At 64.2% G+C, this 24,662-nt stretch carries 18 protein-coding genes; 7 read left to right on the top strand and 11 right to left on the bottom strand.

Annotated elements, in window-relative coordinates; translation table 11 throughout:
• The 6 genes from IT549_RS10380 to IT549_RS10355 all read left to right on the top strand — a co-directional run.
• The coding region (locus IT549_RS10380; protein WP_292972839.1) for a VCBS domain-containing protein at positions 1-3,443 on the top strand (3,443 nt) is incomplete at its 5' end.
• Positions 3,444-3,523: 80 nt separating this feature from the next.
• Positions 3,524-4,195 carry an OmpA family protein gene (locus tag IT549_RS10375; protein ID WP_292972837.1) on the top strand — a complete coding sequence of 224 codons (672 nt, stop codon included), beginning with the start codon at positions 3,524-3,526 and terminating at the stop codon, positions 4,193-4,195.
• Between the two features lie 16 nt (positions 4,196-4,211).
• Positions 4,212-5,654, top strand: coding sequence for a TolC family protein (locus IT549_RS10370; RefSeq protein WP_292972835.1), 1,443 nt, complete (start codon positions 4,212-4,214; stop codon positions 5,652-5,654).
• Positions 5,655-5,708: 54 nt separating this feature from the next.
• Positions 5,709-7,841 carry a type I secretion system permease/ATPase gene (locus tag IT549_RS10365; protein WP_365776791.1) on the top strand — a complete coding sequence of 711 codons (2,133 nt, stop codon included), beginning with the start codon at positions 5,709-5,711 and terminating at the stop codon, positions 7,839-7,841.
• Complete coding sequence (locus IT549_RS10360) at positions 7,838-8,962, top strand: cell wall hydrolase (RefSeq protein WP_292972832.1); 1,125 nt, start codon at positions 7,838-7,840, stop codon at positions 8,960-8,962. Before IT549_RS10365 ends, IT549_RS10360 begins: the two co-directional genes overlap by 4 nt.
• 11 nt (positions 8,963-8,973) lie before the next feature.
• A complete protein-coding gene (locus IT549_RS10355) occupies positions 8,974-10,230 on the top strand; it encodes an HlyD family type I secretion periplasmic adaptor subunit (protein WP_292972831.1) in 1,257 nt (418 codons plus the stop codon).
• A 16-nt stretch (positions 10,231-10,246) separates the two neighbouring features.
• On the opposite strand, the gene IT549_RS10350 is transcribed toward IT549_RS10355, so the two are convergent.
• The 10 genes from IT549_RS10350 to IT549_RS10305 form a co-directional block, all read right to left on the bottom strand.
• On the bottom strand, positions 10,247-11,188 hold the full coding sequence (locus IT549_RS10350) for a transglutaminase-like cysteine peptidase (protein WP_292972830.1): 942 nt from the start codon (positions 11,186-11,188) through the stop codon (positions 10,247-10,249).
• Between the two features lie 253 nt (positions 11,189-11,441).
• Positions 11,442-12,782 carry a hypothetical protein gene (locus IT549_RS10345; protein WP_292972828.1) on the bottom strand — a complete coding sequence of 447 codons (1,341 nt, stop codon included), beginning with the start codon at positions 12,780-12,782 and terminating at the stop codon, positions 11,442-11,444.
• A gap of 167 nt (positions 12,783-12,949) precedes the next feature.
• Positions 12,950-14,392 carry an NADP-dependent succinate-semialdehyde dehydrogenase gene (gene gabD, locus IT549_RS10340; protein WP_292972826.1) on the bottom strand — a complete coding sequence of 481 codons (1,443 nt, stop codon included), beginning with the start codon at positions 14,390-14,392 and terminating at the stop codon, positions 12,950-12,952.
• An 11-nt stretch (positions 14,393-14,403) separates the two neighbouring features.
• Complete coding sequence (locus tag IT549_RS10335) at positions 14,404-15,777, bottom strand: aspartate aminotransferase family protein (protein WP_292972824.1); 1,374 nt, start codon at positions 15,775-15,777, stop codon at positions 14,404-14,406.
• Between the two features lie 110 nt (positions 15,778-15,887).
• Positions 15,888-16,640: a gamma-glutamyl-gamma-aminobutyrate hydrolase family protein gene (locus IT549_RS10330; protein ID WP_292972822.1), complete on the bottom strand. Its 753-nt coding sequence runs from the start codon at positions 16,638-16,640 to the stop codon at positions 15,888-15,890.
• A 5-nt stretch (positions 16,641-16,645) separates the two neighbouring features.
• The gene (locus IT549_RS10325) at positions 16,646-18,076 is read right to left on the bottom strand and encodes a gamma-aminobutyraldehyde dehydrogenase (protein ID WP_292972820.1); all 1,431 of its coding nucleotides are present in this window, start codon (positions 18,074-18,076) and stop codon (positions 16,646-16,648) included.
• A gap of 103 nt (positions 18,077-18,179) precedes the next feature.
• On the bottom strand, positions 18,180-19,316 hold the full coding sequence (locus IT549_RS10320) for an ABC transporter ATP-binding protein (protein ID WP_292972819.1): 1,137 nt from the start codon (positions 19,314-19,316) through the stop codon (positions 18,180-18,182).
• A gap of 2 nt (positions 19,317-19,318) precedes the next feature.
• The gene (locus IT549_RS10315) at positions 19,319-20,161 is read right to left on the bottom strand and encodes an ABC transporter permease (RefSeq protein WP_292972818.1); all 843 of its coding nucleotides are present in this window, start codon (positions 20,159-20,161) and stop codon (positions 19,319-19,321) included.
• Positions 20,161-21,066: an ABC transporter permease gene (locus tag IT549_RS10310; protein WP_292972816.1), complete on the bottom strand. Its 906-nt coding sequence runs from the start codon at positions 21,064-21,066 to the stop codon at positions 20,161-20,163. The genes IT549_RS10315 and IT549_RS10310 overlap by 1 nt, the downstream gene beginning before the upstream one ends.
• A gap of 18 nt (positions 21,067-21,084) precedes the next feature.
• Positions 21,085-22,200, bottom strand: coding sequence for a spermidine/putrescine ABC transporter substrate-binding protein (locus IT549_RS10305; RefSeq protein WP_292972814.1), 1,116 nt, complete (start codon positions 22,198-22,200; stop codon positions 21,085-21,087).
• Positions 22,201-22,344: 144 nt separating this feature from the next.
• Here IT549_RS10305 and IT549_RS10300 point away from each other — a divergent pair, with 144 nt between their 5' ends.
• A complete protein-coding gene (locus IT549_RS10300; protein WP_292972812.1) occupies positions 22,345-23,241 on the top strand; it encodes a LysR family transcriptional regulator in 897 nt (298 codons plus the stop codon).
• Between the two features lie 28 nt (positions 23,242-23,269).
• Here IT549_RS10300 and IT549_RS10295 read toward each other — a convergent pair whose 3' ends face one another.
• Positions 23,270-24,658: a glutamine synthetase family protein gene (locus IT549_RS10295; RefSeq protein WP_292972810.1), complete on the bottom strand. Its 1,389-nt coding sequence runs from the start codon at positions 24,656-24,658 to the stop codon at positions 23,270-23,272.
• Positions 24,659-24,662: the final 4 nt, after the last annotated feature.

The following is a 24,662-nucleotide window of genomic DNA, read 5'->3' as shown; positions in this document are numbered from 1 at the left end:
TCGACGACGATACCCAGGCTGGCGGCAATGCCGGCGGCACCGGCGACGACGCCGATGCGGCGAACCTCACCGGCACGCTGGCCGCCTCGGGCGGCGACGGGCCGCTGACCTGGGCGCTGTCGACCGCAGGCGCACCGGCTGGGTTCTCCTATGTTGCCAACGGCACCGGGATCAACGTGTTCCAGGGTGCGACCCTGGTGATGCAGGTTACGCTCAACACCGCGACCGGCGCCTATACGGTCAGCCAGGTTGCGCCGATCCAGCATGCTGCGGGCAGCAATGAGAACAACCAGCTGTTCACGCTGAGCTACACCGTCACCGATCAGGATGGCGACAGCGCTCCGGGTACGCTCACGATCGATGTCGATGACGACACCCCGGTACTCGCCAACGATACCGATACGATCCCGGGCGGTTCGAACGCCCCGGCAACCGGCAACGTCCTCACTGACGCTTCGGCCGGCGATGCTGGCGACAGCGATACCGGTGCTGACAGCGTCGGCGCCGATGGCGGCTCGGTCACCGCGATCACCGGCTTCGGCGGTGCGGGCACCATTGGTGGGACCACCAACGGACAGTACGGCGTCCTGACGCTGAACTCCGACGGTTCGTACAGCTACACCCGCAATGCCGGAACGCCGGGCAATGTCACCGACACGTTCACCTACACGGTGACCGACGGTGACGGCGATACCGCAACCGCCACGCTGACCATCACGATCCAGGATGCAACGCCGGTCACGGCCCCCAACCTCACCGTGCTGCTTGACGACGATGCGCTGGCGAACGGCATTGCCGGCGGCACCGGCGACGTTTCGCCCGATACGCTGAACACCTCGGGCACGCTGGCGGGTTCGGGCGGCGACGGGTCGCTGACCTGGGCCTACCAGACCACGGGTGCGCCGGTCGGCTTCACTTATGTCGCCAACGGCACCGGGATCGATGTGTTCCAGGGTGCCACCAAGGTGCTGGTGCTTACGCTCAACACCGCGACCGGAGCCTATTCGGTTACCCAGGTGGCTCCGGTAATGCACGCCGCCGGCGGCAACGAGAACACCCAGGCCTTTACGCTGAACTACTCCGTTACCGATAGCGACGGTGACAGCGCGACCGGCAGTCTGGCGATCCAGGTCAACGACGACAGCCCGATCCAGGTTGTGCCGACTGCGATCTCGGTCCCCAACACGGCGGGGGCGGCAGTCTTCCAGTCACTCGACCCGAGCCTGCTCAACAATTATGGCGCAGATGGCGGTACGGTGCGGTTCTCGCCAACGCTTGAAGGGACCAACAGCGGGCTCAGCTCCAGCTTCGTGCCGATCATCTATCACGTTTCGCCCGATGGCCTGACGCTGACCGGTGTCGCCGGATCCAGCACGATCTTCACGATCACACTGGTCCCGGGCACCAACCAGTACTCGGTCGATTTGGACGGCGTGGTCGATTCGCTGACCACCATCAGCTTCGAAGACGGCGTGTACGAGTTCATCGGAGGCAACACCGCCTGGGTGGGCTTTGTGCCCAACGATCAGGATACAACGTCAGCCGCAGTCAACGACAATAGCCGGGATCTGCTGATCACACCATCGATCAGCGGCGCCAACAGCGGCACGATCAACGGCAGCTCGGTTGCGCTGGGCGTGGGCAGCGGAAATGACGTTGGCCCGAACGAGATGGTTCGGATCGATTTCGTGGTCGATCTGGTTGGCAACACGTCGGGTCCGGGCGGCTATGGCGTGGCCGGCAATCGCGATCACACCTTCGATTCGCATTACACCGCCAATGGCGCGAGCGCGCTGTTGATCGCCAGCGCGGGATCAACCGTCAGGATCACCGCTCGCGACGATTTCGATGCCGACAATATTGTGGGCGATGGCACGATCGATCCGATCACCAAGATCGTGATCGCTTACGACGGCGTGGCCTCGGCCTTCATCATCCCGACCACCACGCCGACCGATTACACTGTCAACGGCAAAATCTATACGGTCACGCTGAACAGCGATGGCTCGGTCAATGTGGCCGGGGTCGAGGGCACGTCAGGCGCTGGCGCGATCGGGACGCAAATCGCGGCCTACACACTCAACGGCTATTCCAGCCTTGAATTCGCGCATGTCAGCGGCGATCCCTTCAAGCTCGGCAATTTCGGCGCGGTTGCAGTCACCACCAACCCGGTCAGCTTTACCGTGCCGGTCGAAGTGATCGACAACGACGGCGACGTTTCGCCGGCAACCAATCTCGCGATCACGTTGACGCCGGTGGCGCCTCCGATCGCACTCGACCTGGACGGCAACGGTGTGCAGTTCCTCTCGACGTCGCACGGGGTCGCGTTCGATTACGACGGCGATGGTGTGGGCGAAGGCACTGCCTGGGTCGCCGCGAACGACGGGATCCTGGCGATCGACCGCAATGGCGATGGCATGGTCAACGACGGTTCGGAAATCGTCTTTGGCGGTGGCGGTCAGACCGACCTGCAGGGCCTTGCTGCCAACTTTGACAGCAATGAAGACGGTCTGCTCGATGCCAATGATGCGGCTTTCGGCCAGTTCGGGGTCTGGCAGGACGCCAATTCCGACGGTGTCGCGCAGGTTGGCGAATACCGTTCGCTGAACGAGATGGGCATCACCAGCATCGATCTGACCAGCGATGGCCGGGCCTATGCTGCCGCAGATGGCACCGTGCAGGTGGCCGGGGAATCGAGCTACACCATGGCTGACGGCAGCACCGGTATAGTGGCCGATGCCAGCTTTGCTCTGGATGGCGAACGCCGTGCGGCCCGATCCGCGGAACTGGTTGCGGCCAGCTCTGCCGCCGCGACGGGCCTGCTGGCAGCGATGGCAATGGAACATGCCAGTGCCGCCGCCGATGACGGGTTGGCCCGGCACAGCGCTGATACCTACATCGCCGCCAACGATGCCCTGTTCGACACCTTGCCCGAACAGGCGCAGGACAAGGGCAGCAACCCTGAGGTGCTGGTGCAGGAAGCGCCAGCCAAGGCAGCGGCTGAATCGGCCAATGCGCTCGATCATACCGACAGTCCGGCGATGCACGATGGGCTTGGCCAACCGACCGATCGGTTCGCCGATCTGCACGAGGTTGCCGGCAACGATGGCAGCCGAAGCGCGCTGTTCGGCACCGACCAGGCGCCCTCATCGCTCGACGCCTCGCTGGTCCTGGGCGCTGCGCCCGGCGCCGGTGCGGCAGTTGAGGCCCATCCGGCTCTGCTGGCAGCTCTGGCCGATGGCGCCGGTGCCGCTGAAGTGGACAGCATCGTCGAACACTTCGCGCCGAATTCGGCCGGAGCGACCGACTTCGCCGGCAATGCCGGCAGCGTCGACCTGCAGGGCCTGCTCAGCATCACCATCAATGGCGGCGGCGACAGCATGATGCCGCACATCGCAATGCTGCCTGAACTCGATCACGATGTCGCAAATGCAATGACTTAGACCTGATCAACCGCAAATTGCTTGGACAACCTGGGGACCAAACAATGCTACTCAAAACGAAAATGCTAGCCGCCACGCTTGTGGCCGTAACCGCCGCCATACCGGTAGCGGCCGCGGCGCAGACCAGCGCAAACGACTTGATGGCCATGTCGGTCAACGAGTTGAACGGAGAGATTGGACAGCGCTACAATGCCGCTCTGGCGTTGAGCACGGACAACGGCACGGTTTCGGCTGATGATCCGCGCTATGTCTGGGCGCTGCAGGCCAAGGCCCAGTGCGGCATTGCGCTGGGCTTCCTGAAGAGCAACACCAAGGATCCGGTCAGCATCGGCAAGTGCGTTGACGCAGCAGCACGGATGAACGCGAGCCTGGCCGCGCCCGAAGCGCAGGTCGTGGTCGCGCCTCCGGCGGTGTGCCCGGATACCATCGCAGGTATCATCTTCTTCGAATGGGACAGCGCCGAAGTGCCCGAAAGCGCGATGGCGACCATCCAGTCGGCAGCGCAAAGCATTGCCACCTGCGGCAAGACGATCTCGGTTGCCGGTCATACCGACCGCTCGGGCTCGGATGGCTACAACGATGCCCTGGCACGCCGCCGGGCTGAAGCCGTTGCCCAACTCCTTGTGGCGCAGGGCGCTTCCAGCAACAGCCTCGAGGTTTCGAGCTATGGCGAACGGGAACCGAAGGTCCCGACTGCGGATGGCGAACGCACGCCGCAGAACCGCCGTGTCGAAATCAGTGTGAAGAATTGACCTGGGGGACAGAACAATGACCATTCGAACCATTCTCTCCGCCGGAACCGCCATAGTGCTGGCCAGCACGGCCCATCTGGCCCTGGCCCAGGACGCTTCCGGCGTGCCGATGCCGGGCGTTATCCAGTCAACCCCGGCCACTCCGATTTCGATGAAGGATGCGATCGGCATTGCCGTCAGTTCAAACCCCGAAATCGCGCAGGCGCAGTACAACAAGGAAGCGATCCAGTTCGAACGCAAGCAGGCCCAGGGGCTCTATGCGCCGCGGGTCGATCTTGAAGCCTCGGCCGGCATTCGCCAGCTGAACAACCCGGCCCGCCGGATTGCCGGGCTGGAGCACGACGAGCTTTACCCGGTCGGCGGCGAACTGCGCGCCGAATGGACCGTGATCGACTTCGGCCGCCGCAAGGGTGAGCTGCATCGCCAGGCTGCCCGCGTCGACGGAGCTTCGCTCAGGGTGCTCGAACGCTCGGAATTCGTCGGGCTGCAGGTTGCGCGCGAATACCTCAACGTGCTGCTACAGCAGCGCGTGGTTGCCGCCAGCAAGGATAATGTGGCTTTCCACGAAGCTCTGGTGAAGGATCTCAGCACCGGCGTTGCCCAGGGGTCGATCTCGATCGCGGACCAGCAGCAGGCCGAAGAACGGCTGCAGGCATCGCGCGTGCGGCTGGTCGAAGCCGAACAGAGCCTTGAGGACGCCAAGATCGCGCTGCGCCGGCTGACCGGGCTCAATATCGATTTCGTGCTTGAACCGCCGACGCTGGCCGAAGCCATGCCCGGCAACGAGGCCGAGGCGATCGGCCTGGCCCGGACCCAGAACCCGCTGGTCCGCGAAGCCGAAGCCGATGTCGATGCGGCACATGCCCTGGCCAACAGCGTCAAGGCCGATCAGCTGCCCAAGATCGGCGTCGATCTGGTCGGCCGCGCCGGTCACGATATCGATGCGGTGAACCACGGCACCCGCGACATCCAGGCCCGCGTGTTCCTGAAGTGGAACATCTTCGATGGCGGCATCAACAAGGCCAACTATCAGGAGATGGTCCGCCGCGCGAGTGAAGCCCGCTATCGGCTTTACGATACGGTTCGCCGGGCCGAGGAAGATACCTCGCTGGCCTGGTCGCAGCTGCGGACGCAGACCAAGGTGACCGGCGAACTGGAAACGCAGAGCCGGGTCAGCGATGATCTGCTGCTGTCCTATCGCAGCCAGTTCAACGTCGGCCGGCGCTCGCTGCTCGACGTGCTCGACGCCCAGAATTCGCGTTACAACACCCAGGTCCGGCTGGAAACGGCGCGCTATTCGGCGATGTTTGCCCGTTACCAGGTGCTGGCCAGCACCAACCGGTTCCTCAACGCTGTGGGCGTGGCACCGGCAGCCGGCGCGGGCGAGAAGGAGCGCGAACGCTTCAATTATGGCCCGCCCAAGCCGGCCGAACTGGAATACCGCAAGATGCCCAACTAGGGCGTCATGCGGGGCCCGTTCGGGCCAGGGTAAATACGACGGGAATACGACTCTATGGCCACTGGGCCTCAAACGACCACAATGCCGGGCGACCCGCTGATTGCGACTGTCGCCCGGCTCGCGGAACACTTTGGTGTTCCGTTTGCCACTGGCATGCTGTCGGGGCTCGCGCTGGATAGCCAGGGGCGGCTTCCGCTGCATCAGCTCGAACCGGCGCTCGAAGTGCTGGGGCTCAACTGCTTTCCGGGACAGAGCAAGCGCCTGCCGCGCCGGGCCACCAGCTATCCGGCGGTGATCGCACTGGCCGATGGCTCGGTGGCAGTGATCCACGAGCTCAACGGCAAGGATGCCCTGACCTGGCGCCCGGGATCGACCGACAACCGCTGGGAAGATCTGTCTGCGCTGGACAGCGAATTCAATGGCTGGATCGCCACCGTGCACGGCGATCCCACCGCGATCCGCGAGGCGGGACAGCCGTGGGAAGTAGGCGCCCGGACGCACTGGTTCTGGAGCGAGATCGTCAAGTTCCGGCACCGGTTCCGCTGGATCTGGGTCTCGACCCTGCTGATCAATGTGCTGGCGCTGGCGCTGCCGTTGTTTTCGATGAACGTCTATGACCGGGTGATCCCCAACCGCACCCAGGCAACATTGTGGGTGCTGGCAGTCGGCGTGATGGTGGCCTTTGCGCTCGATTATGCATTGCGCCGGGCGCGTTCGGCCGTGCTTGATGATCTGGGCCGCGAACTTGATCTCAAGCTGTCGCAGAAGATCTATTCCAAAATCCTGTCCGCGCCGCTGGCTGATCGCAAAGGGCACACCGGCAATCTGGTGGCGCGAGTATCCGAATACGCCATCGTGCGCGAATTCTATGGCTCCACCACGATCATGCTCGTGGTCGATATGGTCTTCCTGGTGCTGTTCGTAGCACTGATCGCCTGGATCGCCGGCTGGCTCGCGCTGGTTCCGGTGATCGCCATGGCGATCATGGCGCTGATCGGGCTGCGACTGCGCAGCCAGATCATCGGGGCGGCACGCGAATCCCAGGCCGACCATGGCCTGCAACAAACCCTGCTGGTTGAATCGATCACCGGGCTGGAAACGCTCAAGAGCATTTCGGGCGAAGGCGCGATGCTGGGCCGCTGGCGGCGGCTGTTCGAACTGGGCAGCCATTCGCAGCAACGCCTCAAGGAAATCAGCACCACGGCGATCGGCATGGCCTCCACCTTTCAGCAGGTGTCGAACATCGCGCTGATCGTCGGCGGCTATTACCTGTTCGATGCCGGCCAGATCACCATGGGGGCGATCATCGCCATCGTCATGCTGTCCTCCCGGTCATTGCAGCCGGCCGCCCAGCTGGCCTTCCTGCTGACCCGCGGCCAGCAGGCCCAGCAGACGCTCGATTCGATCCAGAAGCTGTGGGAGACTGGCGACGAGCGCCGGATGGGCAGCGCGTCGATGACACCCACCGTGCGTTCGGCCCAGATCAAACTCGAAGGGCTCGATTTTTCCTATCCGGGCGCGTCGGTCCCTTCGCTCAAGGACATCAACCTGACGATCCGCCCCGGCGAACGGGTGGCGATCATCGGCCGGGTTGCATCGGGCAAGTCAACCCTGGGCCGGGTCCTGTGCGGGCTCTACCAGCCCAGCGGGGGTGCCATGCTGATCGACGGGATCGACAGCCGCCAGTACCGCCCGCAAGACCTGCGCGATGCCTTCCGGTTCGTGGGGCAGGATGCCAGCCTGTTTTCGGGCTCGATCAAGGACAACCTCTCGCTCGGCGCCGGCCAGGTGGACGATGAACGCCTGATCGAGGCCTTGCGCGAAGTCGGTGCCGATCAGTTCCTCTCGCAGGATTCGGGCGGCTTCGATCGCGGCGTGGGCGAATCCGGCAGTCAGCTTTCGGGCGGACAGCGCAGCTTCCTGTCGCTGGCCCGCGCGCTGGTTCGTCCGTCCAGGCTGCTGTTCCTCGACGAGCCGACCGGGGCCATGGACATCCAGTCAGAGAAACTCTTTGTCGAGCGGTTGTCCCATTCGCTGACACCCGATCGGACAATGGTTATTTCCACCCACCGACCGGCACTTTTTAGCATCTGCGACCGCCTGATCGTCCTCGACAAGGGGCAGATAGTCGCGGATGGCCCGAGGGATGAGATCATCAAATCAGCAGGAATGGGACTTCGGTCATGAGCACCTCTGAATTGACATTGCTGGATCTTGCCGCCGACGCGCGGGGCGCCAACCGACAACGCTCAAAGCTGGAACGCTGGCTGATGATCGCCATTGCCGCGATGATCGCTGCGCTGGCCCTGTCGTTCATCGTGCCGCGGCTCACCGATGCTGCTGCGGGCGGGCAGACGGCGGGTGACAACGGTCAGGCCGATCTTGCCCAGATGGGCCCGATCGATGCGATTTCGGTCGATGACAAGGCGCAGATCATGGTCGAAGGTGCGGATGCCCAGGCCGGGAATGCCGCGATCCCCTTCCTCACCTCACCGCTCGATCAGGTCCAGGCGTTTGGTCTTCAGGCGGCCAAGGCCGAAACCTATGCCACCGCACTGCAGTGCCTGACCCAGGCGGTCTATTACGAAGCTGCGGTCGAGCCGCTGCAGGGCCGCCGCGCAGTGGCCCAGGTGGTGCTCAACCGGGTTCGCCACCCCGCCTACCCCAAGAGCGTCTGCGGCGTGGTCTATCAGGGTTCGCAGCGCCGCACCGGCTGCCAGTTCAGCTTTACCTGCGACGGGGCGCTGCTGCGCGCTCCGGCTGCCGGCCCGTGGCGCGAAGCCCGCGAAGTGGCCCGCGCCGCACTGGCCGGCTATGTCGAACCCAGTGTCGGCACCGCGACTTTCTATCATGCCGACTATGTCCTGCCGAGCTGGGCCTACAAGCTGGGCAAAATCACCCAGATCGGCCGCCACCTGTTCTACCGCTTCAACGGTTCGTGGGGTAACGCGGCAACCTTCAACGGTCGTTATGCCGGGATCGAGGCGATCCCCGCGCTGGACCTTGCAGCGCTGCGTGAACGCGCGCTGGAAGACGGGATGCAGCTTGAGGAAGCGGCTCCGGCTTTCGTCCCGGGGCTGACCGTGACCCCGGATGTGACCGATCGCCACGCCGAAGCCGATGTCGGTGGCCGGATCGACATGACCAAGACCTGGCGTCCGTCGATCCCTGATCCGGTTTCGGGCAACAGCCACCTCAAGCAGGTGGTGGCAACCACCCAGACCCCACAGAGCAGCAGCAATGTCGCGCTGCGCAGCGAAGGCGGCCAGGTGGCCGAACCGGCACCTGCTGGCGGGACCGCGCAATGAGTCAGGGCGGCATGATTTCGCGAATGAAGGACGGATGGCACGGCTGGGATTCCAGCCGTCGGCTGATTGCGGTCTGCGCCGGTGGCCTTGTCGTGTTGGCCCTGTGGGCCGGGCTGGCCCGGGTTGACGAAGTGACCCGCGGGGTTGGCAAGGTCATCCCTTCCAGCAAGGTCCAGCTGGTCCAGGCGGTGGAACCCAGCGTGGTTGGGGCGATCTCGGTCCGATCAGGGCAGCTGGTCCAGAAAGGCCAGTTGCTGGGGCGGCTGGAAAGCGCTCAATCACAGTCACAACGCGGACAGCTCCAGGCCGAAAACGAACGGCTGAGCGCCCGCGCCAACCGGCTTTCGAACGAAGGCGGCAGTGCTGGCGGCGGATGCAGCGCCGGGACGGCCTGCGCCGAAGAAGCCCAGCTGGCCGCTGCGCGGCAGGCGACCGCCTCCAGCCGGCAAAGCGCGCTGGCGGCTGCGGTCGAACAGCGCCGCCGCGACCTGTCAGAAGGCGTGGCGACCGTCAACAGCCTGGAAGGCAGCGTGCGCCTGGCGCAGCAGCAGGTCGATACGCTGGCGCCGATGGTGGCGAAGAAGATCGTCCCGCAAACCGAACTGCTGGCCGCGCAGCGCGAACTGGTTGACATCCAGGGCCGCCTGGCCGCCGCCCGGCAGGGTGTGGCCCGCGCCCAGGCCGGCATTGCCGAAGCCCAGGCCCAACTGAGCGAGGCGCGCAACGATTTCCGCCAGCAAGCGCTGAACGAGCGCAGCGAGGTGGCGACCCGCCTGGCGGTCAACGAAGAGACGATCAAGGGCTCGGCCATGGATTTGCGGGCCCCGGTCACCGGCTTCGTCAACGATGTCCGCGCCAACACGGTGGGCGGCTTCGTGAACGCCGGCGAAAAGGTCATGCAGATCGTGCCGCAAGGCGACAAATTGCTGGTAGAAACCCGCGTCACCCCCAAGGACATCGCCTTCCTGAAGATTGGCGACCCGGCTGTGGTCAAGGTGACCGCCTACGATTTCTCGATCTATGGCGGGCTGGACGGCAAGGTCACCAATATCAGCGCGGATTCAATCTACGACGAGACCGAGCGGCAGGCCTATTACATCGTCATGGTCGAAACCGACCGCGCCTTCATCGAGAAGAACGGTCAGAAACTGCCGATCATGCCCGGCATGGTCTGCGATGTGGAGATCATTACCGGCAGCAAGTCGATCCTCAGCTACTTGTTCAAGCCGGTGCTGAAGGCGCTTGGCGAGGCGATGACCGAACGATAGCCGGCCCTCGCGGGTTTCAGTACCCGTGGATCCACTTGGTGTTCTGACTGAACGACAGGATCGGGCGATAGTCGTAGCCCTGCCGGGCATCGAGCGCCGTATCCGTGTTGTTGTCGAGCAGCCAGTACTGGCCATCGACCTTGACCACCAGCATCGCATGGTCCGCCGAACGCACCAGATCGCGCGCGATCACCAGGTGCATGTCCTCGCGCCTGACGCCATGGGCTGCCAGCATCTGCATCTTGACGATGGCGATATCTTCGCAGTCCCCGGCGCGGCGGCGCAGGGTTTCATTCGCGGTCGCCCAGTGATCGGCTTCACCGTAGAGTTCCCGATCCTCGACATAACGGATTGAACCGTTGGCCCAGGCGTTGATCGCATCCAGTTCGGACTTGTGCACGCCATCGGGTGAGCGCGAGATTCCGGCCAGGGCCTTGCGGCCAATCCCGCTCGACCGCACCCGGTTCCAGTCACGGTCAAAGCTCGTTCGCTTCACTATCAACCGCTTGCTGGCCAGATAGTCATCAGGTGACGATGAAACCGGCGGCAGCAGCACGGTTGTGCCCAGCTGCGGCGCAGGCTTGTCGAGGTGCATGGCAAAGCCCAGCGCGGGCTGGCAGCTTGGCTCGCGGGCCACGCCCGGATTGCTGATCCCGGCCCCGGGTTCAAGCCGGGCAGTGGTGGCAATGGCGGCAATCTGGGGTTCGGCCACCGGCGCCAGGCCAGCCTGCTGCTGGCGGATCAGGTCAAGCTGGCTGACCTTGCCGCCCAGCAAGGCCGAAGTCTTGCTGTAGGAAGGCGCTGCCGGAACCGGGGCCGCAAGTGCGATCGCAGGCGCAGCCCCCACCTGGCAGGCATCGAACCCGGCAAAGGCCGAAGTCACTGCCATCGGCAGGGCAAGCGTGCCGATCCCGGCCTGAGCCGGCTGCGCGAGCAGCGCAGCGCTAGCCAGAGCCATGCCGGAGATGAGGGACCTGCGAAACATGCGGCCCATTTATTGGGCGCGTCATCAAGGTTGCGTGTAGTGAACTGGTTAACGCCGTGCGAACGATCCGGGGCAAGATTGGCCGGTGACCGGGCCGGATATCCGGATCGCAGGAAGCGCCGGGATCGACGGATCCAGGGCATTTTCGGCCCTGCCCCGCTCGGCCGCAAATGGCGATGCCTGCCCCCGACAGAGGGTTAGGCAACGTCCTTCGCAGGCGGCGGAATCAGTTGGCGGTGAGCACGATGGTGTTGCCCGCAGGCTCGTATCGCACATCGATTCCGGCGGCGCGCAGCTGGTTGAAACTGACGTATTGATCCGCCCCGGCCGATCCGTTCATGGCCGCGAACAGGCTGGGATCAAGTTCGCCCTGCACGATCGAAAGCAAGGATCCGACCCGGATCGACAGGCTGGCATCGCCCCCGATCCGGACATCGATTGCGCCAACGGAGTGGTCGTTCAGCTGAACCGAGACCTGGTGGAAGATGTACTCCCCGACCAGCCGGTCGGGCAAGCGCGTTGACTTGCGGGCCGCGGTGCCGCTGAGGGGCGGCTTGACCAGCGGGCTGGTGCGCTCGGGTCGCTTGGCCGGGGCAAGGCTTGCCGAAGACGGCAGGCGCCTGGCCGACGGCGCAAGCTGGAAGTCGATCGGCACAAGCCTGAGCGGTGCAGGCTCGATCCGGGACGGCGGAGCCGAATTGGCGGCGGGTTGCGCCGCCGGCGGAGTGCTGACGCGCGGTGCAGCCTGAGGCAACGGTGCCTTGGCAGATGCGAACTCAGCCTTTGGCGGAGCAATGGGCTTCACCGCTTGCGCGGCCATTTGCGGGGCGGACAGGCTGGCAGCGGCATTATCGGCGGTCTTGCTTGCCAGGTTCGCCTCGGCCAGCTTTGCAGAAGGCACGACCGGCGCCGGCGCAATCGCGATTGCAGCGGGTCCTACCGGCGCAGTGACTACCGGCGGGCTGGCAGCGGCCAGCGCGGGTGCCGGGGTTGCCGCAGGCTCAGCCGCCAACTCCTGATGCTTCAAACCGACTGGCGCGGCAGCAGCAGCGACCGGAGCAAGGGCCTGGGTCTGTGCCGCCTCATCGGGCTTGGCGATTGCCAGACTGGTTCCCGTCCCAGTCTCGTCATGCCGGGCGGGAAGCTGTGATTGCGCCTGCAAAGCGGCGGACCCGGCCGGGATCGGCAGAGGCGCAGCGAACACCGCAGCAAAGTCCGCTTTGCCGGGTTGCTTGACGCTTGGCGCAGGGGCCGAAGTCCGCGGCAGTGCCAGCGGTTGCCCCCCAGAATGGGTCGCAGCGGTCAATACCGGCGGCAAGGTTGGCGGGACGGCAGCAACAGCCCCTGCCCGCAGCTGCGGCTCTGCAGCCCGGGCCGAGCTGGAAAAGCCGACCTCGAAACCGGCAGCCCCACGCGCCTGGCCAAGCTGCGCCTGCTGGATCATTCCGCCTGCGGAAAGATCAGAATACAGGTAGGTGCCAACCCCGCTGGCCAGCAGTGCAGCCAGCAGAGTCGGCTTGAAGTGCAGGTGCTGTCCACCTGCCGTGTCCGAATATGTGAGCTGCAAGGTCTGCAAGAATCGTCCCCCGAAATTCCAACAGGCGATTAGACCATAAATGCAGGTGATTCTCTACCGGTGAATTTACTCCAATTTCAGTGACTTGCATGGTTAACGCGCAAGGCGTTGAGGTACTTCAGGTGCCTCACCAGCGCTTCAGCAGCGGTGCAAGACCCCTAGATCGTCAGGCAGAGATACTTGATCTCGACATATTCATCGATCCCGTACTTCGATCCTTCGCGGCCCAGACCCGATTGCTTGACCCCGCCGAACGGCGCGACCTCGGTCGAAAGAAGCCCGGAATTGACGCAAACCATGCCGCTTTCGATCGCTTCGGCGACCCGCCAGACCCGGCTGAGATTGTTCGAGAAGAAATAGCTGGCGAGGCCAAATTCGGTATCGTTGGCCATGGCAATCGCCTCTTCCTCGGTCTCGAAGCGCACCACCGGGGCCAACGGACCGAAGGTTTCCTCGCTGGCGACCAGCATGTCCTGGGTGACATTGGCAATCACGGTCGGCTCGAAGAAGGTGCCGCCCAGGGCATGGCGCTTGCCGCCGGTCAGCAGGGTGCCGCCCTTGGCCAGCGCATCGGCGACATGTTCTTCAACCTTGGCAATGGCATTGGTGTCGATCAATGGCCCCTGCTCGGTCCCGGCATCGAGCCCGTTGCCGACCTTGAGCGCGCCGGCGGCCTGGGCCAGCTTTTCGACGAATTGGTCATAGACCCCGGCCTGGACATAGAGCCGGTTGGTGCACACGCAGGTCTGGCCCGAATTGCGGTACTTCGAGGCGATTGCCCCCGCCACCGCGGCATCCAGATCGGCATCGTCGAAGACGATAAAGGGGGCATTGCCGCCCAGTTCGAGGCTGAGCTTCTTGATCGTATCGGCGCTCTGCCGCATCAGCAGCTTGCCGATCTCGGTCGATCCGGTGAAGCTGAGCTTGCGGATCTTGGGGTTCGAAGTCATTTCCCCGCCGATCTCGCGGGCGCTGCCGGTAACCACCGACAGGATCCCCCTGGGCACCCCGGCCTGTTCAGCAAGACCGGCAATTGCCAGCGCCGAAAACGGTGTCTGTGCCGCCGGCTTGATCACCATCGGGCAGCCAGCAGCCAGCGCGGGGCCGGCCTTGCGGGTGATCATTGCGTTGGGGAAGTTCCACGGCGTGATCGCCGCAGTCACCCCGATCGGTTGCTTGAGCACCACGATCCGCTTGTCGGCCAGGTGCCCGGGGATGACATCGCCGTAGAGCCGCTTGGCCTCTTCGGCGAACCATTCGATGAAGCTGGCGCCATAGGCGATTTCGCCGCGCGCCTCGGCCAGGCTCTTGCCCTGTTCCATGGTCAGGATCCGGGCCAGTTCTTCCTGGTTCGCCATCATCAGATCGAACCACTTGCGCAGGATCGCGGCGCGTTCCTTGCCGGTCCTGGCGCGCCAGGCCGGCCAGGCCGCCTCCGCCGCTTCGATCGCCCGGCGGGTTTCGGCCGCGCCGCAATCAGGCACCGTGCCCAGCACCTCACCGGTCGCCGGGTTGGTGACCTCGATCACCTTGCCGCTATCGGCACCCACCCAGGCGCCATCGATGTAGCATTGCTGGCGAAGCAGCGGAGAAACAGTCATGGCCGGATCCCTTACAGCGCCTGGAGCAGCGGCAGTGCTTCATCCAGCGATTTGCGGATGATCCCCACCAGCTCGTCGATCTCACCATGGCTGACGGTCAGCGGCGGGCACATCACGATGGTATCGCGGATCCCGCGCACCATCAGGCCGTTTTCAATGCAGCGATCACGCACCACCGGCCCGGCATTGCCTTCGGCCCCGCCCCAGCGCTGGTTGGTGCCCTTTTCGGAGACGATCTCGACCGCGCCGATCAGCCCGACCGAGCGCGCTTCGCCGACCAGCGGGTGGTCGTTCAGCGTCGCCAGCGCCTTGGCCAGATAGGGACCGGTATCATCGCGGGTCCGGGCGATCAGCCCCTCGCGCTCGATGATCTCGATATTGCGCAAAGCCACGGCGGCCGCCACCGGATGCCCCGAATAGGTAAAGCCGTGGATGAAATCGCCACCGGTCTTGAGCACTTCGACGATATCGCTGGACACCGCATTGGCGCTGATCGGCAGATAGCCCGAGCTGAGCCCCTTGGCCATCGGCACGATATCGGGGGTGAAGCCATAGGTCTGGTGGCCGAACCATTCGCCGGTCCGTCCGAAGCCGCAGATCACCTCGTCCGCCACGATCAGGATGCCGTACTTGCGGCAGATCGCCTCGACTTCCTGCCAGTAGCCCGGCGGCGGGATCACCACCCCGCCCGCGCCCTGCACCGGCTCGCCGATGAAGGCGGCGACGTTTTCGGGGCCGACTTCAAGGATCCGGTCCTCGATCGCCTTGGCGCAGTCCTTGCCGAACTGCACCGGATCGGTGCCGAAGCCCTCGCCGAACCAGTAGGGCTGGCGGACGTGTTCCACGCCGGGGATCGGCAGATCACCCTGTTCGTGCATGAACTTCATCCCGCCCAGGCTGACCCCGGCCACGGTCGAGCCGTGGTAAGCGTTCCAGCGGCTGATGAACACCTTGCGCTTGGGCTCACCCTTGAGCTTCCAGTAATGGCGGACCATCCGGAACACGGTGTCGTTCGCCTCGCTGCCCGAGGCATTGAAGAACACATGCTGCAGCTTGCCGCCGGTCAGGCTGGCGATCTTGGCGGCCAGCTTTACGGTGGGCGGGGTCACCGTCTTGAAGAAGGTGTTGTAGAACGGCAGCTCGAGCATCTGCTCGTAAGCGACGTCGGCCAGTTCCTTGCGGCCATAGCCGACGTTGACGCACCACAGCCCGGCCATGCCATCGAGGATGCGGTTGCCATCGCCATCGTGGATGTAGCAGCCTTCGGCGTGGGTGACGATGCGGCTGCCGCCCATGTCTTCGATCAGCTTGTAGTCCTGCTGCGCCGGCAGGTGGTGCTTGACGTCGAGGCGCTTGAGTTCGGCGATATCGTAATTGCGGGGCATCTTGGCTCTCCCAATGAATCCGGTGTTTGTGACAGGCGGAAGGGTCCGCCGGCCTCAGGGAGAAAAGCCGGTCCGGGCCAGGAAGCGATTGGTACGGGTCACGCGGGTGTTCATGCTTCGCCCCGCATAGCACGGCCCAGCAGGTGGAAGAAGGCCGCGCTGTCGGTATTGCGGTCGGCATCCCATTCGGGGTGCCACTGCACCGCGACCACCGGGGCGCCCTCGATCCGCGCCGAATAGCCTTCGACCAGCCCGTCGGGCGCCTGCGCTTCCACGGTCAGGGCATCGGCCAGCCGGCCAATCCCCTGGAAATGGACCGAATTGACCGTCAGCTCGGTCTTGCCAAAGGCCTTGGCCAGCAAACCGTCCTGCGCCAGCGTGACCGGGTGGAGATGATCGAACATCCCGGCAAAGCTGGCATCGTCAGGCGCGTGATGCGCGATCAGCTCTGCACTGGCGCTGGTATCGCGGCGCAGCGATCCGCCCAGCGCGACATTGATTTCCTGAAAACCTCTGCAGATCCCGAACACCGGGCGCTGCCGGCCGATCATCCGTTCGACCATCGCCAGCGCAATCTCGTCGCGGCCCGGATCGAACGGGCCCTCCCCCATTTCTTTGGCGCCGCCCTCGTCCTGGTAGCGATGGCTTTCCAGGTTCGACGGGCTGCCGGTCAGTAGCACGCCGTCGAGCCGCGGGGCGACTTCGGCCGCGCTCATCAGATCGGGCAGCGAGGGGATCAGCAGCGCCGCCACATCGCCGTGGTGCATCGCCGCACGAACATAGCGCTCCATCACCGCCTGCGCGGGTTCAACCCCGACAGTGCGCTGGCAGGCGATGATGCCAAGGACGGGACGGCTGCTCATCCCGGTCAATGCTTCATCATCACGTGGCGCGTGGTCATGTAATGCTCAAGGCAATAGATCGACAGGTCCGAACCATAGCCCGAGCTCTTGACCCCGCCGTGCGGCATTTCGGTGACATTGACCGAATGGGTGTTGATCCAGGTGACCCCGTATTCAAGCCGCGCGGCAAAGGCCGCAGCCTTGCCGACGTCGCGGGTCCAAACCGAACTGGCGAGGCCATATTCGCAGTCGTTGGCCCAGGCCAGCGCCTGCTCATCCTCGTCAAAGCGGGTGACCGAAACCACCGGCCCGAACACTTCCTTCTGGACGATCTCGTCGGTGTGGCGCGCGCCGGCGATCAGCGTGGGGGCATAGAAGAAGCCCGGACCTTCGGGGGCGAAGCCGCCGGTCACCACTTCGGCCGGGGTATCGGCCTGCGCGCGGGCGACGAAGCCATCGACCCGGTCGCGCTGGCGGGCAGTGATCAGCGGGCCAAGCGCCGTGCCCGGCGCCATCGGATCGCCCATCGTGATCGCCGCGATCGCTCCTTGCAGGTCGGCGACCAGCCGGTCGTGGATCGCCGCATGGGCATAGACCCGGCAGGCTGCGGTGCAATCCTGCCCGGCGTTGTAATAGCCGCCTTCGGCAATCGCTTCGACTGCGGCGGGGATATCGGCGTCGGACAGGACGATCACCGGGGCCTTGCCGCCCAGTTCAAAATGGGTCCGCTTGATCGTCGGCGCCACGGCTTCAAGGATCTTGCGCCCGGTGGCGACATCGCCGGTCAGCGAAACCATCCGCACCCGGGGGTGGGCGACCAGCCGTGCGCCAACACTGGCGCCGTTGCCGGTCACCACGTTGACCACCCCTTCGGGCAGGAATTCGGCGCAGACTTCGGCCAGTCGCAGCGCCGAAAGCGGGGTGTGTTCGCTGGGCTTGAGCACCACCGAATTGCCGGCCGCAATCACTGGGGCGATCTTCCAGCTAGCCATCATCAGCGGATAGTTCCACGGCGCGATGCCCACGCAGATGCCCAGCGGATCGCGCCGCAGCATCGAGGTGAAGCCGGGGCGGTACTCGCCTGCCGGAATGCCCGGCACGGTGCGCGCGGCACCGGCGAAGAAGCGGAACACATCGACCGTATTGCCAACATCGACCGCCTTGGCGGTACCGATCGGCTTGCCGCAATTGGTGGTCTCGATCTGCGCGAACTCGTCAGCCAGGGCCTCGATCCGGTCGGCGATCTGCAGCATCCGCAGCGAGCGTTCCTTGGGCGACATCCGCGACCAGACTGCGAAACCCGCTTCGGCCGCAGCCACCGCGCCATCGACCTGCGCGCGGCTGGCGCTGGAAATCAGCGCGATCTGCTCGCCCGTGGCCGGGTTGAAGACCGGTTCGGGAGCTTCATCGCCATCGAGGGGCCGACCGGCGATGAACTGGCCGCGGGGTTCGAACATTGTGAATTCCTGCCTTTCTGGTTGGAAGGCGAACCTAGACCCCGCCGCAAGCGGGGTGAAATACGAAAACAGAAGCGATGGCTATCGGAAGAACCGATAGGGCTCAGCTCAGCAACACCACCGGGCTATCGGCGCGCCAGTGCATCGATACGCGGTCGTCCCAGGTGAAGTCTTCCTGATCATGCCGCGACAGGTTGGGCCGTGACACGCGGATCATCGCACCCGAATCGAGCTTGATCTCGAACAGCGTGATATCGCCCAGATAGCTCATGCCCTTGATGTGGCCGCGCGCCAGGTTGTGGTCTTCCGGGGCATCCTGCGCGGCGGCGCGGATCGCCTTGCCCTCGCCCGGCACGTGCAGGTAGATCTTCTCGGGCCGCAGCGCGACCCAGACGTCCGATCCGTGCGAGCCGGTGACGCCATGGTTGAGATAGACCTTGCCCAGCCCCGGGCAATCGACCGCGGCCCGGTCGGGCTCGTCGAGCGTCAGCTTGCCTTCGAACAGGTTCACCGAACCGACGAAATCGGCGACGAAGCGGTTGGCGGGATATTCGTAGAGATCCGACGGGGTGGCCAGCTGGGCCACTTCGCCCTTGTTCATCACCGCGATCCGGCCCGCCATCGACAGCGCCTCGTCCTGGTCATGGGTGACGGTGACGAAGGTGATCCCGACTTCGTCCTGCAGGTCGCTGAGTTCGAACTGCATCTGCGCGCGCAGCTTGGCATCGAGCGCACTGAGCGGTTCGTCGAGCAGCAGCACCTTGGGCCGCATCACCAGGCTGCGGGCCAATGCGACGCGCTGGCGCTGGCCGCCCGAAAGCTGATCGGGCTTGCGCTTTTCCAGACCGTCAAGCTTGACCAGTTCCAGCGCTTCGCGCACGCGGCTGGAAATCTCGTCGCCGCCAACGCCCGCGATCCGCAGGCCATAGCCGACGTTCTGTTCGACCGACATGTGCGGGAACACCGCATAGGACTGGAACACCATGTTGACCGGCCGCTTGTTGGGCGGCACCGCGGCCATATCCTGCCCGTCGATCAGGATCGTGCCCGACGTGGGGATTTCGAACCCGGCGATCATCCTGAGCAGCGTGGTCTTGCCGCAGCCCGACGGGCCCAGCAGCACGAAGAATTCACCCGGCATGATATCCAGGCTGACATTGTCAACCGCCGCCACCGGCGCCCCTGGATAGCGTTTGGTGATGTTCTGGATCGAGATGATCGGCAGCTTGGCTTCGGTCATGGTCAATGGCTTTCGGCGATCGATTTGACGCCCTGGTATTTGAGCGCGAGGGCGGTGAGCACCACCGTCAGGATGATGAGCACGGTCGAGGCGGCATTGACCACCGGAGTGACCGAGAAGCGCACCATCGAATAGACCTTCACCGGGAAAGTGATCGTATCCGGCCCGGCGGTGAAGAAGGTGATGACAAAGTCATCAAGGCTGAGCGTGAAGGCCAGCAATGCCCCGGCGACCAGCGCCGGGCGGATATGCGGCAGCAGCACATCGCGGAATGCCTGCCATTCGCTGGCGCCCAGGTCCTTGGCCGCCTCTTCCTGTTCCTTGTTGAAACTGGCCAGGCGCGATCGGACCACCATGGTCACGAAGGGAAAACAGAAGGTGATGTGCGCAATCGTGATCGCCGACAGGTTGAACGGCCAGATCAGTCCGCTGGGCCAGTCGATCGCCGCGAAGAAGATCAGGAAGGCCACCCCCAGACAGATTTCCGGGACGATGATCGGCAGGCTCATCACCCCATCGACCGCACCCTTGAAGGGAAAGCGGAAGCGCCACAGCATGATCGCCGCGAACGTGCCCAGCACCAGGCTGAACAGCGTGGCCAGGGCGGCGATGGTCAGCGAATTGACCAGCGCTTCGACCAGCGTCGAATCGTTCCAGGCCTTGACGTAATACTTGGTCGAGAACCCGCGCCAGACGACGTTGCGCTTCGAATCATTGAAGCTGAACACCATCAGCACGATCAGCGGGGCATAGAGGAACACCATCACGGCGGTGACCCAGCCGCGCAGCCACAGCGTGCGCGAATATTCCAGCGGCGCACGCGGCGTGCGATTGAACAGCGCCATCAGTGCGTCTCCGCCGGCTTCTTGCGCAGGCCCTGCAGCGCGATCAGGATGAACATCGCATAGATCAGCATGAACGACAGCGCCGCGCCAAACGGCCAGTCGTTGGCGCGCTTGAACTGGCGTTCGATCACGTTGGCGATCATCTGGCTGTCGGTTCCGCCCATCAGATCAGGCGTCAGGTAGGCGCCCAGCGCCGGGATCAGCGTGATCATCACCCCGGCAAAGATTCCCGGCATGGCCAGCGGTACCACAATCTTCATGATCGTGCGGAAATGCCCGGCCCCCAGATCAAGGCTCGCCTCGATCAGGCTGCGATCGAGCCGGTCGAGCGCCGAATAGAGCGGCAGGACCATGAAGGGCAGGTGGACATAGACCAGCCCGAACACCACCGCGAAATTGTTGAACAGCAGTTGCACCGGTTCCCAGGTCGGCAGCGGTTCAAGCCCGATCAGCGTCTTGAGCCAGCTCGCCCCGCCCCACAGCCCGCCCAGCGCCTTGTTGGCATAGCCCTGGCTGCCCATCAGCATCATCAGCGCATAGGTGCGCACCAAGAGGTTGGTCCAGAACGGCAGCATGATTCCCAGCAAGAGCCAGGGACGCCATTTTTCCGAAGCGAAGGTGATCGCCATGGCCACCGGAAAACCCACGATCAGGCAGATCAGCGTAACCATCGCGGCCACGCCAAAGCTCTTGGCGAAGATCGAGAGATAGAGCCATTCGGTGGCGCGCTTGTAATTGTCGAGCGTGCCGACCAGGTCGATTTCGGTCAGCCCGGCATTGCGGCCAAAGCTGTAGGCCCAGACGATCCCCATCGGCACGATGAAGAACACCAGGGTCCACAGCAATGGTCCCAACGCGGACGCGAAGAAGCTGGACCGGTTCTCTTTCCAGTTCTGTTCGGCCATCGCCGCGCCGCCTTCGGCTTAGTCCGCGTTCACGCGGGTAAAGGCCTCTTCGTAAAGCGGCTGGAGCTTGGGATTGAAGGTGGCATATTCGCACTTGGCCAGGACGTCAGCCGGCGGGAAGATCACCGGGTTGTTCTTGTAGCTGTCGGGCATCAGCGCCTTGGCCGCCGCATTCGGGGTGGGATAGAGGATCGTTTCGGTGATCTTCTTGCCCACTTCGCCATCCAGCAGGTTGTTGATGAAGGCATGCGCATTCTTGGGGTGCTTGGCGCCCTTGGGGATGCACAGCGTATCCGAATTGAGCTGGCTGCCTTCCTTGGGGATCACGAAATCGATGTCCGGATCCTCGACCATCGCCTGGGCGATATCGCCATTGTATTCGAGCACCAGATCGACATCGCCCTTGAGCAGCAGGTCCTGGCCATCGTCAGTGTGGAACTTTTTGACGTGCGGCTTCTGCTTCATCATCATCGCTTCGATGGTCTTGAGGTCTTCGGGGGTCAGTGCGTTGACCGACTTGCCCAGGTACTTGCCATAGAGCCGGAACAGGTCGCCCGCCTCGCTCAACAGGGCGATGCGCTGCGAATATTCGTCGCTGTCGAACAGCACCTTCCAGCTGTCGGGCTTGGCCTTCACCTTGCTCTTGCGATAGCCGATCCCCAGCGTCAGCCAGGTGTAGGGCATCGAATACTTGCGCCCCTTGTCGAAGGCGACGTCGATAAAGGCCGGATCGACGTTCTTGAAATTCGGGATCAGCGAATGATCCAGTTCCATCAGCATCCCGGCTTCGGACATCCGCTCAACGAAATCATTCGATGGCACGATCACGTCATAGCCGGGGTTGCCGGCCTTGAACTTGGCGAACAGCACGTCGTTCGAATCGAACAGGTCCATCTTGACCGCGATCCCGCTCGACGCCTGGAAATCTTCCAGCGTGGTTTCGCCGATGTAGGTATCCCAGTTGTAGAAGTTGAGGCTCGGCTCTTCCTTGCTGCCGGGGTCGAGCTTGGCGCCGCTGTCGCTCTTCGAACAGCCCGCCAGTCCGCCGAAGCTGATCCCGATCGCAGCCACACCCAGCCCCTGCAGCAGCGAGCGGCGCCCCAGCCTGCCCTGCCCGATGATCGAATTGCTCATGCTGTCACCCCTTTTGCCCCGTGGTTGTATTCTGACCCGATGCTAACCGGGTTTGCGCGCGCTGCAAGCAGGCTGATGCAACAAATACCGCTATCGCCCGGCTGACTAGTCGATTATGCAATCCGAGAGCTATCGACAAAACCGATGAACATCACTTTCCGCCAGATCCGCTATTTCATCGCCGTGGCCGAGGCGCGCTCGGTTTCGGGCGGGTCAAGCGCGGTCGGGATCTCGCAAAGCGCGGTCACCGATGCGATCCGCACGCTTGAGCTGGAAACCGGGGTCACCCTGTTTCACCGCCATGCCAAGGGCGTGACGCTGACCCGCGAAGGGCACCAGTTCCTGCGCCACGCGCGCTCGATCATCGGCGCGATCGCCGACATGGCCGGCGGCGTCGGGCGCGATCAGGACCAGACCGAAGGCCACATCCGGATCGGCGTGACCCCGGTGGTGACCGGCTATTTCCTGTCTGACCTGCTTTCGCGCTTCCGCAAGCTGTTCCCCAAGATCGAGATCCAGCTGGTCGAGGACAAGCGCAGCTATATCGAGCATCTGCTGGTCAACGGCGAGCTCGACCTCGCGCTGTTGATCGTCTCGAACCTCGAGGAACGCAGCGCGATCGACCACGAAGTGCTGCTGCGCAGCGAGTGCCGCGCCTGGCTGGCCCCCAGCCACCCATTGTCCGACGTCGATGGGCTGGCGCTGGCCGATCTGGAAAACGAACCGGTTGTCGCGCTGCTGCTCGATGAGCTCGAAGGGCTGATCGACGGGATCTGGGGCAAATTCGACCACCCCCCACGCGTCGCCTGGCGGACCAGCAGCATGGAAGGCGTGCGCAGCCTGGTCGGCACCGGCGCGGGGATCACCCTGCTGCCCGACCTGGTCTATCGCCCGTGGAGCCTCGACGGCGACCGCATCGTCGCCAAACGCACCCGCGAAAGCCTGCCCACGGTCGATATCGGCATGGCCTGGCGGCGGTTGACCCGGCATTCCGAAGCCGCCAACCTGTTCATGGAAACCGTGCACCAGCTCAGGAAGTGAGATCCTCCCCCTTGGGGGAGGGGAGGAATTATGCGTTCCTGAGGTACCAGCTATAGTCCAGCTCGGTCACTTCGGCCATGAAGCGCGCCATTTCGACGCCCTTCACGGTCGAATAGTGCTTCACGAAGCGCTCGCCCAGATATTGCTTCATCAGTTCCGACGTCTCGAAGGCCTCGATCGCGGCGGCCCAGTGGTTGGGCAGGCGGATGTCGGCGCCTTCGGCTTCATAGCCGTTGCCGACCACTGCCGGGCCCGGATCGATCTGGTGCTTGATCCCGTGGAGCTGCGCGGCGAGCACTGCCGCCATGGCCAGATAGGGATTGGCATCGGCCCCGCAGATGCGGTGTTCGACGTGGCGTGAGGCGGGCGATCCGGCCGGAATGCGCAAGCTGACGGTGCGGTTGTTGACCCCCCAGGTCGCGGCGACCGGGGCATAGCTGTTGGCCTTGAAGCGGCGGAACGAGTTCGCATTGGGCGCGAAGATCGCCATCGATTCAGCCAGCAAGGCCTTCATGCCGCCGATCGCATGGCGCAGCAGCGGCGTGCCTTCGGGATTGTCGCTGGCGAAGGCGTTCTTGCCATCGGTGTCGTTCATCGAGATGTGCAGGTGCATGCCGCTGCCGGCGCTCTCGGCAAAAGGCTTGGCCATGAAGGTCGCTTCCAGCCCGTGGGCGACCGCGACGCCCTTGACCAGCCGCTTGTACATGATCGCATCGTCGGTGGCGCGCAGCGCATCGGCCTTGTGGCGCAGGGTGAATTCGAACTGTCCGGGGGCATATTCCGAAATTCCGCTTTCCAGCGGCAAGCCCTGTGCATCGCAGGCTTCGTAAAGATCATCGAAGAACGGCTGGAGGTCTTCCATTTCGCGCAGGCCATAGACCTGGATGTCGTTTGAGCGATGCCCGGTGACCATGCCGCGCGCCGGGACCGGCCTGCCGCCCTCAAGATCGCAGAGGTAGAATTCGAGCTCGACCGCGACCACCGGGGTCAGCCCTTCGTCCGCCAACCCATCGATCACCTTGCCCAGCACGTGGCGCGGATCGAGATCGTTGGGGGTGCCGTCCAGTTCATAAAAGCTGGTCAGGAACTGGGCATAGTGTTCCCCCAGCCAGGGCGCGCGGACCAGCGTGCCGGGGACCGGATAGACATAGCGATCGGCATCGCCATCTTCCCAGACCAGCCCGGTTTCCTCACAGTCGCGCCCGGTGATATCGACCACCAGCACCGAACCGGGCAGGAACCGCCCGCTTTCGTAAACCGCGATCACCTCGTGCTTGCGCAGCCGCTTGCCGCGCGGCACGCCGCACATGTTGGTGAAGATGATGTCGATCGCGTCGATGTCCGGGTTGGCGCGGAAGAAGTCTTCGGCCTCTTGCGCAAGCGCGCGGCGGTTCGAGCTTTGGGCAGGTGTCATCATGGCA

It is taken from the genome of Novosphingobium sp. (assembly GCF_020852455.1).
Lineage (GTDB): Bacteria > Pseudomonadota > Alphaproteobacteria > Sphingomonadales > Sphingomonadaceae > Novosphingobium.
Note: the sequence above shows the minus strand (reverse complement) of the source record. Positions and strands in the feature narration are given on the sequence as shown.

Coding starts and splice junctions, on each gene's coding strand:
- IT549_RS10310 (WP_292972816.1), bottom strand. CDS start 21,066: ATGGCCGAACAGAACTGGAAAGAGAACCGGTCCAGCTTCTTCGCGTCC.
- IT549_RS10320 (WP_292972819.1), bottom strand. CDS start 19,316: ATGACCGAAGCCAAGCTGCCGATCATCTCGATCCAGAACATCACCAAA.
- IT549_RS10335 (WP_292972824.1), bottom strand. CDS start 15,777: ATGCCCCGCAATTACGATATCGCCGAACTCAAGCGCCTCGACGTCAAG.
- IT549_RS10295 (WP_292972810.1), bottom strand. CDS start 24,658: ATGATGACACCTGCCCAAAGCTCGAACCGCCGCGCGCTTGCGCAAGAG.
- IT549_RS10370 (WP_292972835.1), top strand. CDS start 4,212: ATGACCATTCGAACCATTCTCTCCGCCGGAACCGCCATAGTGCTGGCC.
- IT549_RS10360 (WP_292972832.1), top strand. CDS start 7,838: ATGAGCACCTCTGAATTGACATTGCTGGATCTTGCCGCCGACGCGCGG.
- IT549_RS10365 (WP_365776791.1), top strand. CDS start 5,709: ATGGCCACTGGGCCTCAAACGACCACAATGCCGGGCGACCCGCTGATT.
- IT549_RS10325 (WP_292972820.1), bottom strand. CDS start 18,076: ATGTTCGAACCCCGCGGCCAGTTCATCGCCGGTCGGCCCCTCGATGGC.
- IT549_RS10355 (WP_292972831.1), top strand. CDS start 8,974: ATGATTTCGCGAATGAAGGACGGATGGCACGGCTGGGATTCCAGCCGT.
- gabD (WP_292972826.1), bottom strand. CDS start 14,392: ATGACTGTTTCTCCGCTGCTTCGCCAGCAATGCTACATCGATGGCGCC.
- IT549_RS10330 (WP_292972822.1), bottom strand. CDS start 16,640: ATGAGCAGCCGTCCCGTCCTTGGCATCATCGCCTGCCAGCGCACTGTC.
- IT549_RS10305 (WP_292972814.1), bottom strand. CDS start 22,200: ATGAGCAATTCGATCATCGGGCAGGGCAGGCTGGGGCGCCGCTCGCTG.
- IT549_RS10315 (WP_292972818.1), bottom strand. CDS start 20,161: ATGGCGCTGTTCAATCGCACGCCGCGTGCGCCGCTGGAATATTCGCGC.
- IT549_RS10300 (WP_292972812.1), top strand. CDS start 22,345: ATGAACATCACTTTCCGCCAGATCCGCTATTTCATCGCCGTGGCCGAG.
- IT549_RS10350 (WP_292972830.1), bottom strand. CDS start 11,188: ATGGCTCTGGCTAGCGCTGCGCTGCTCGCGCAGCCGGCTCAGGCCGGG.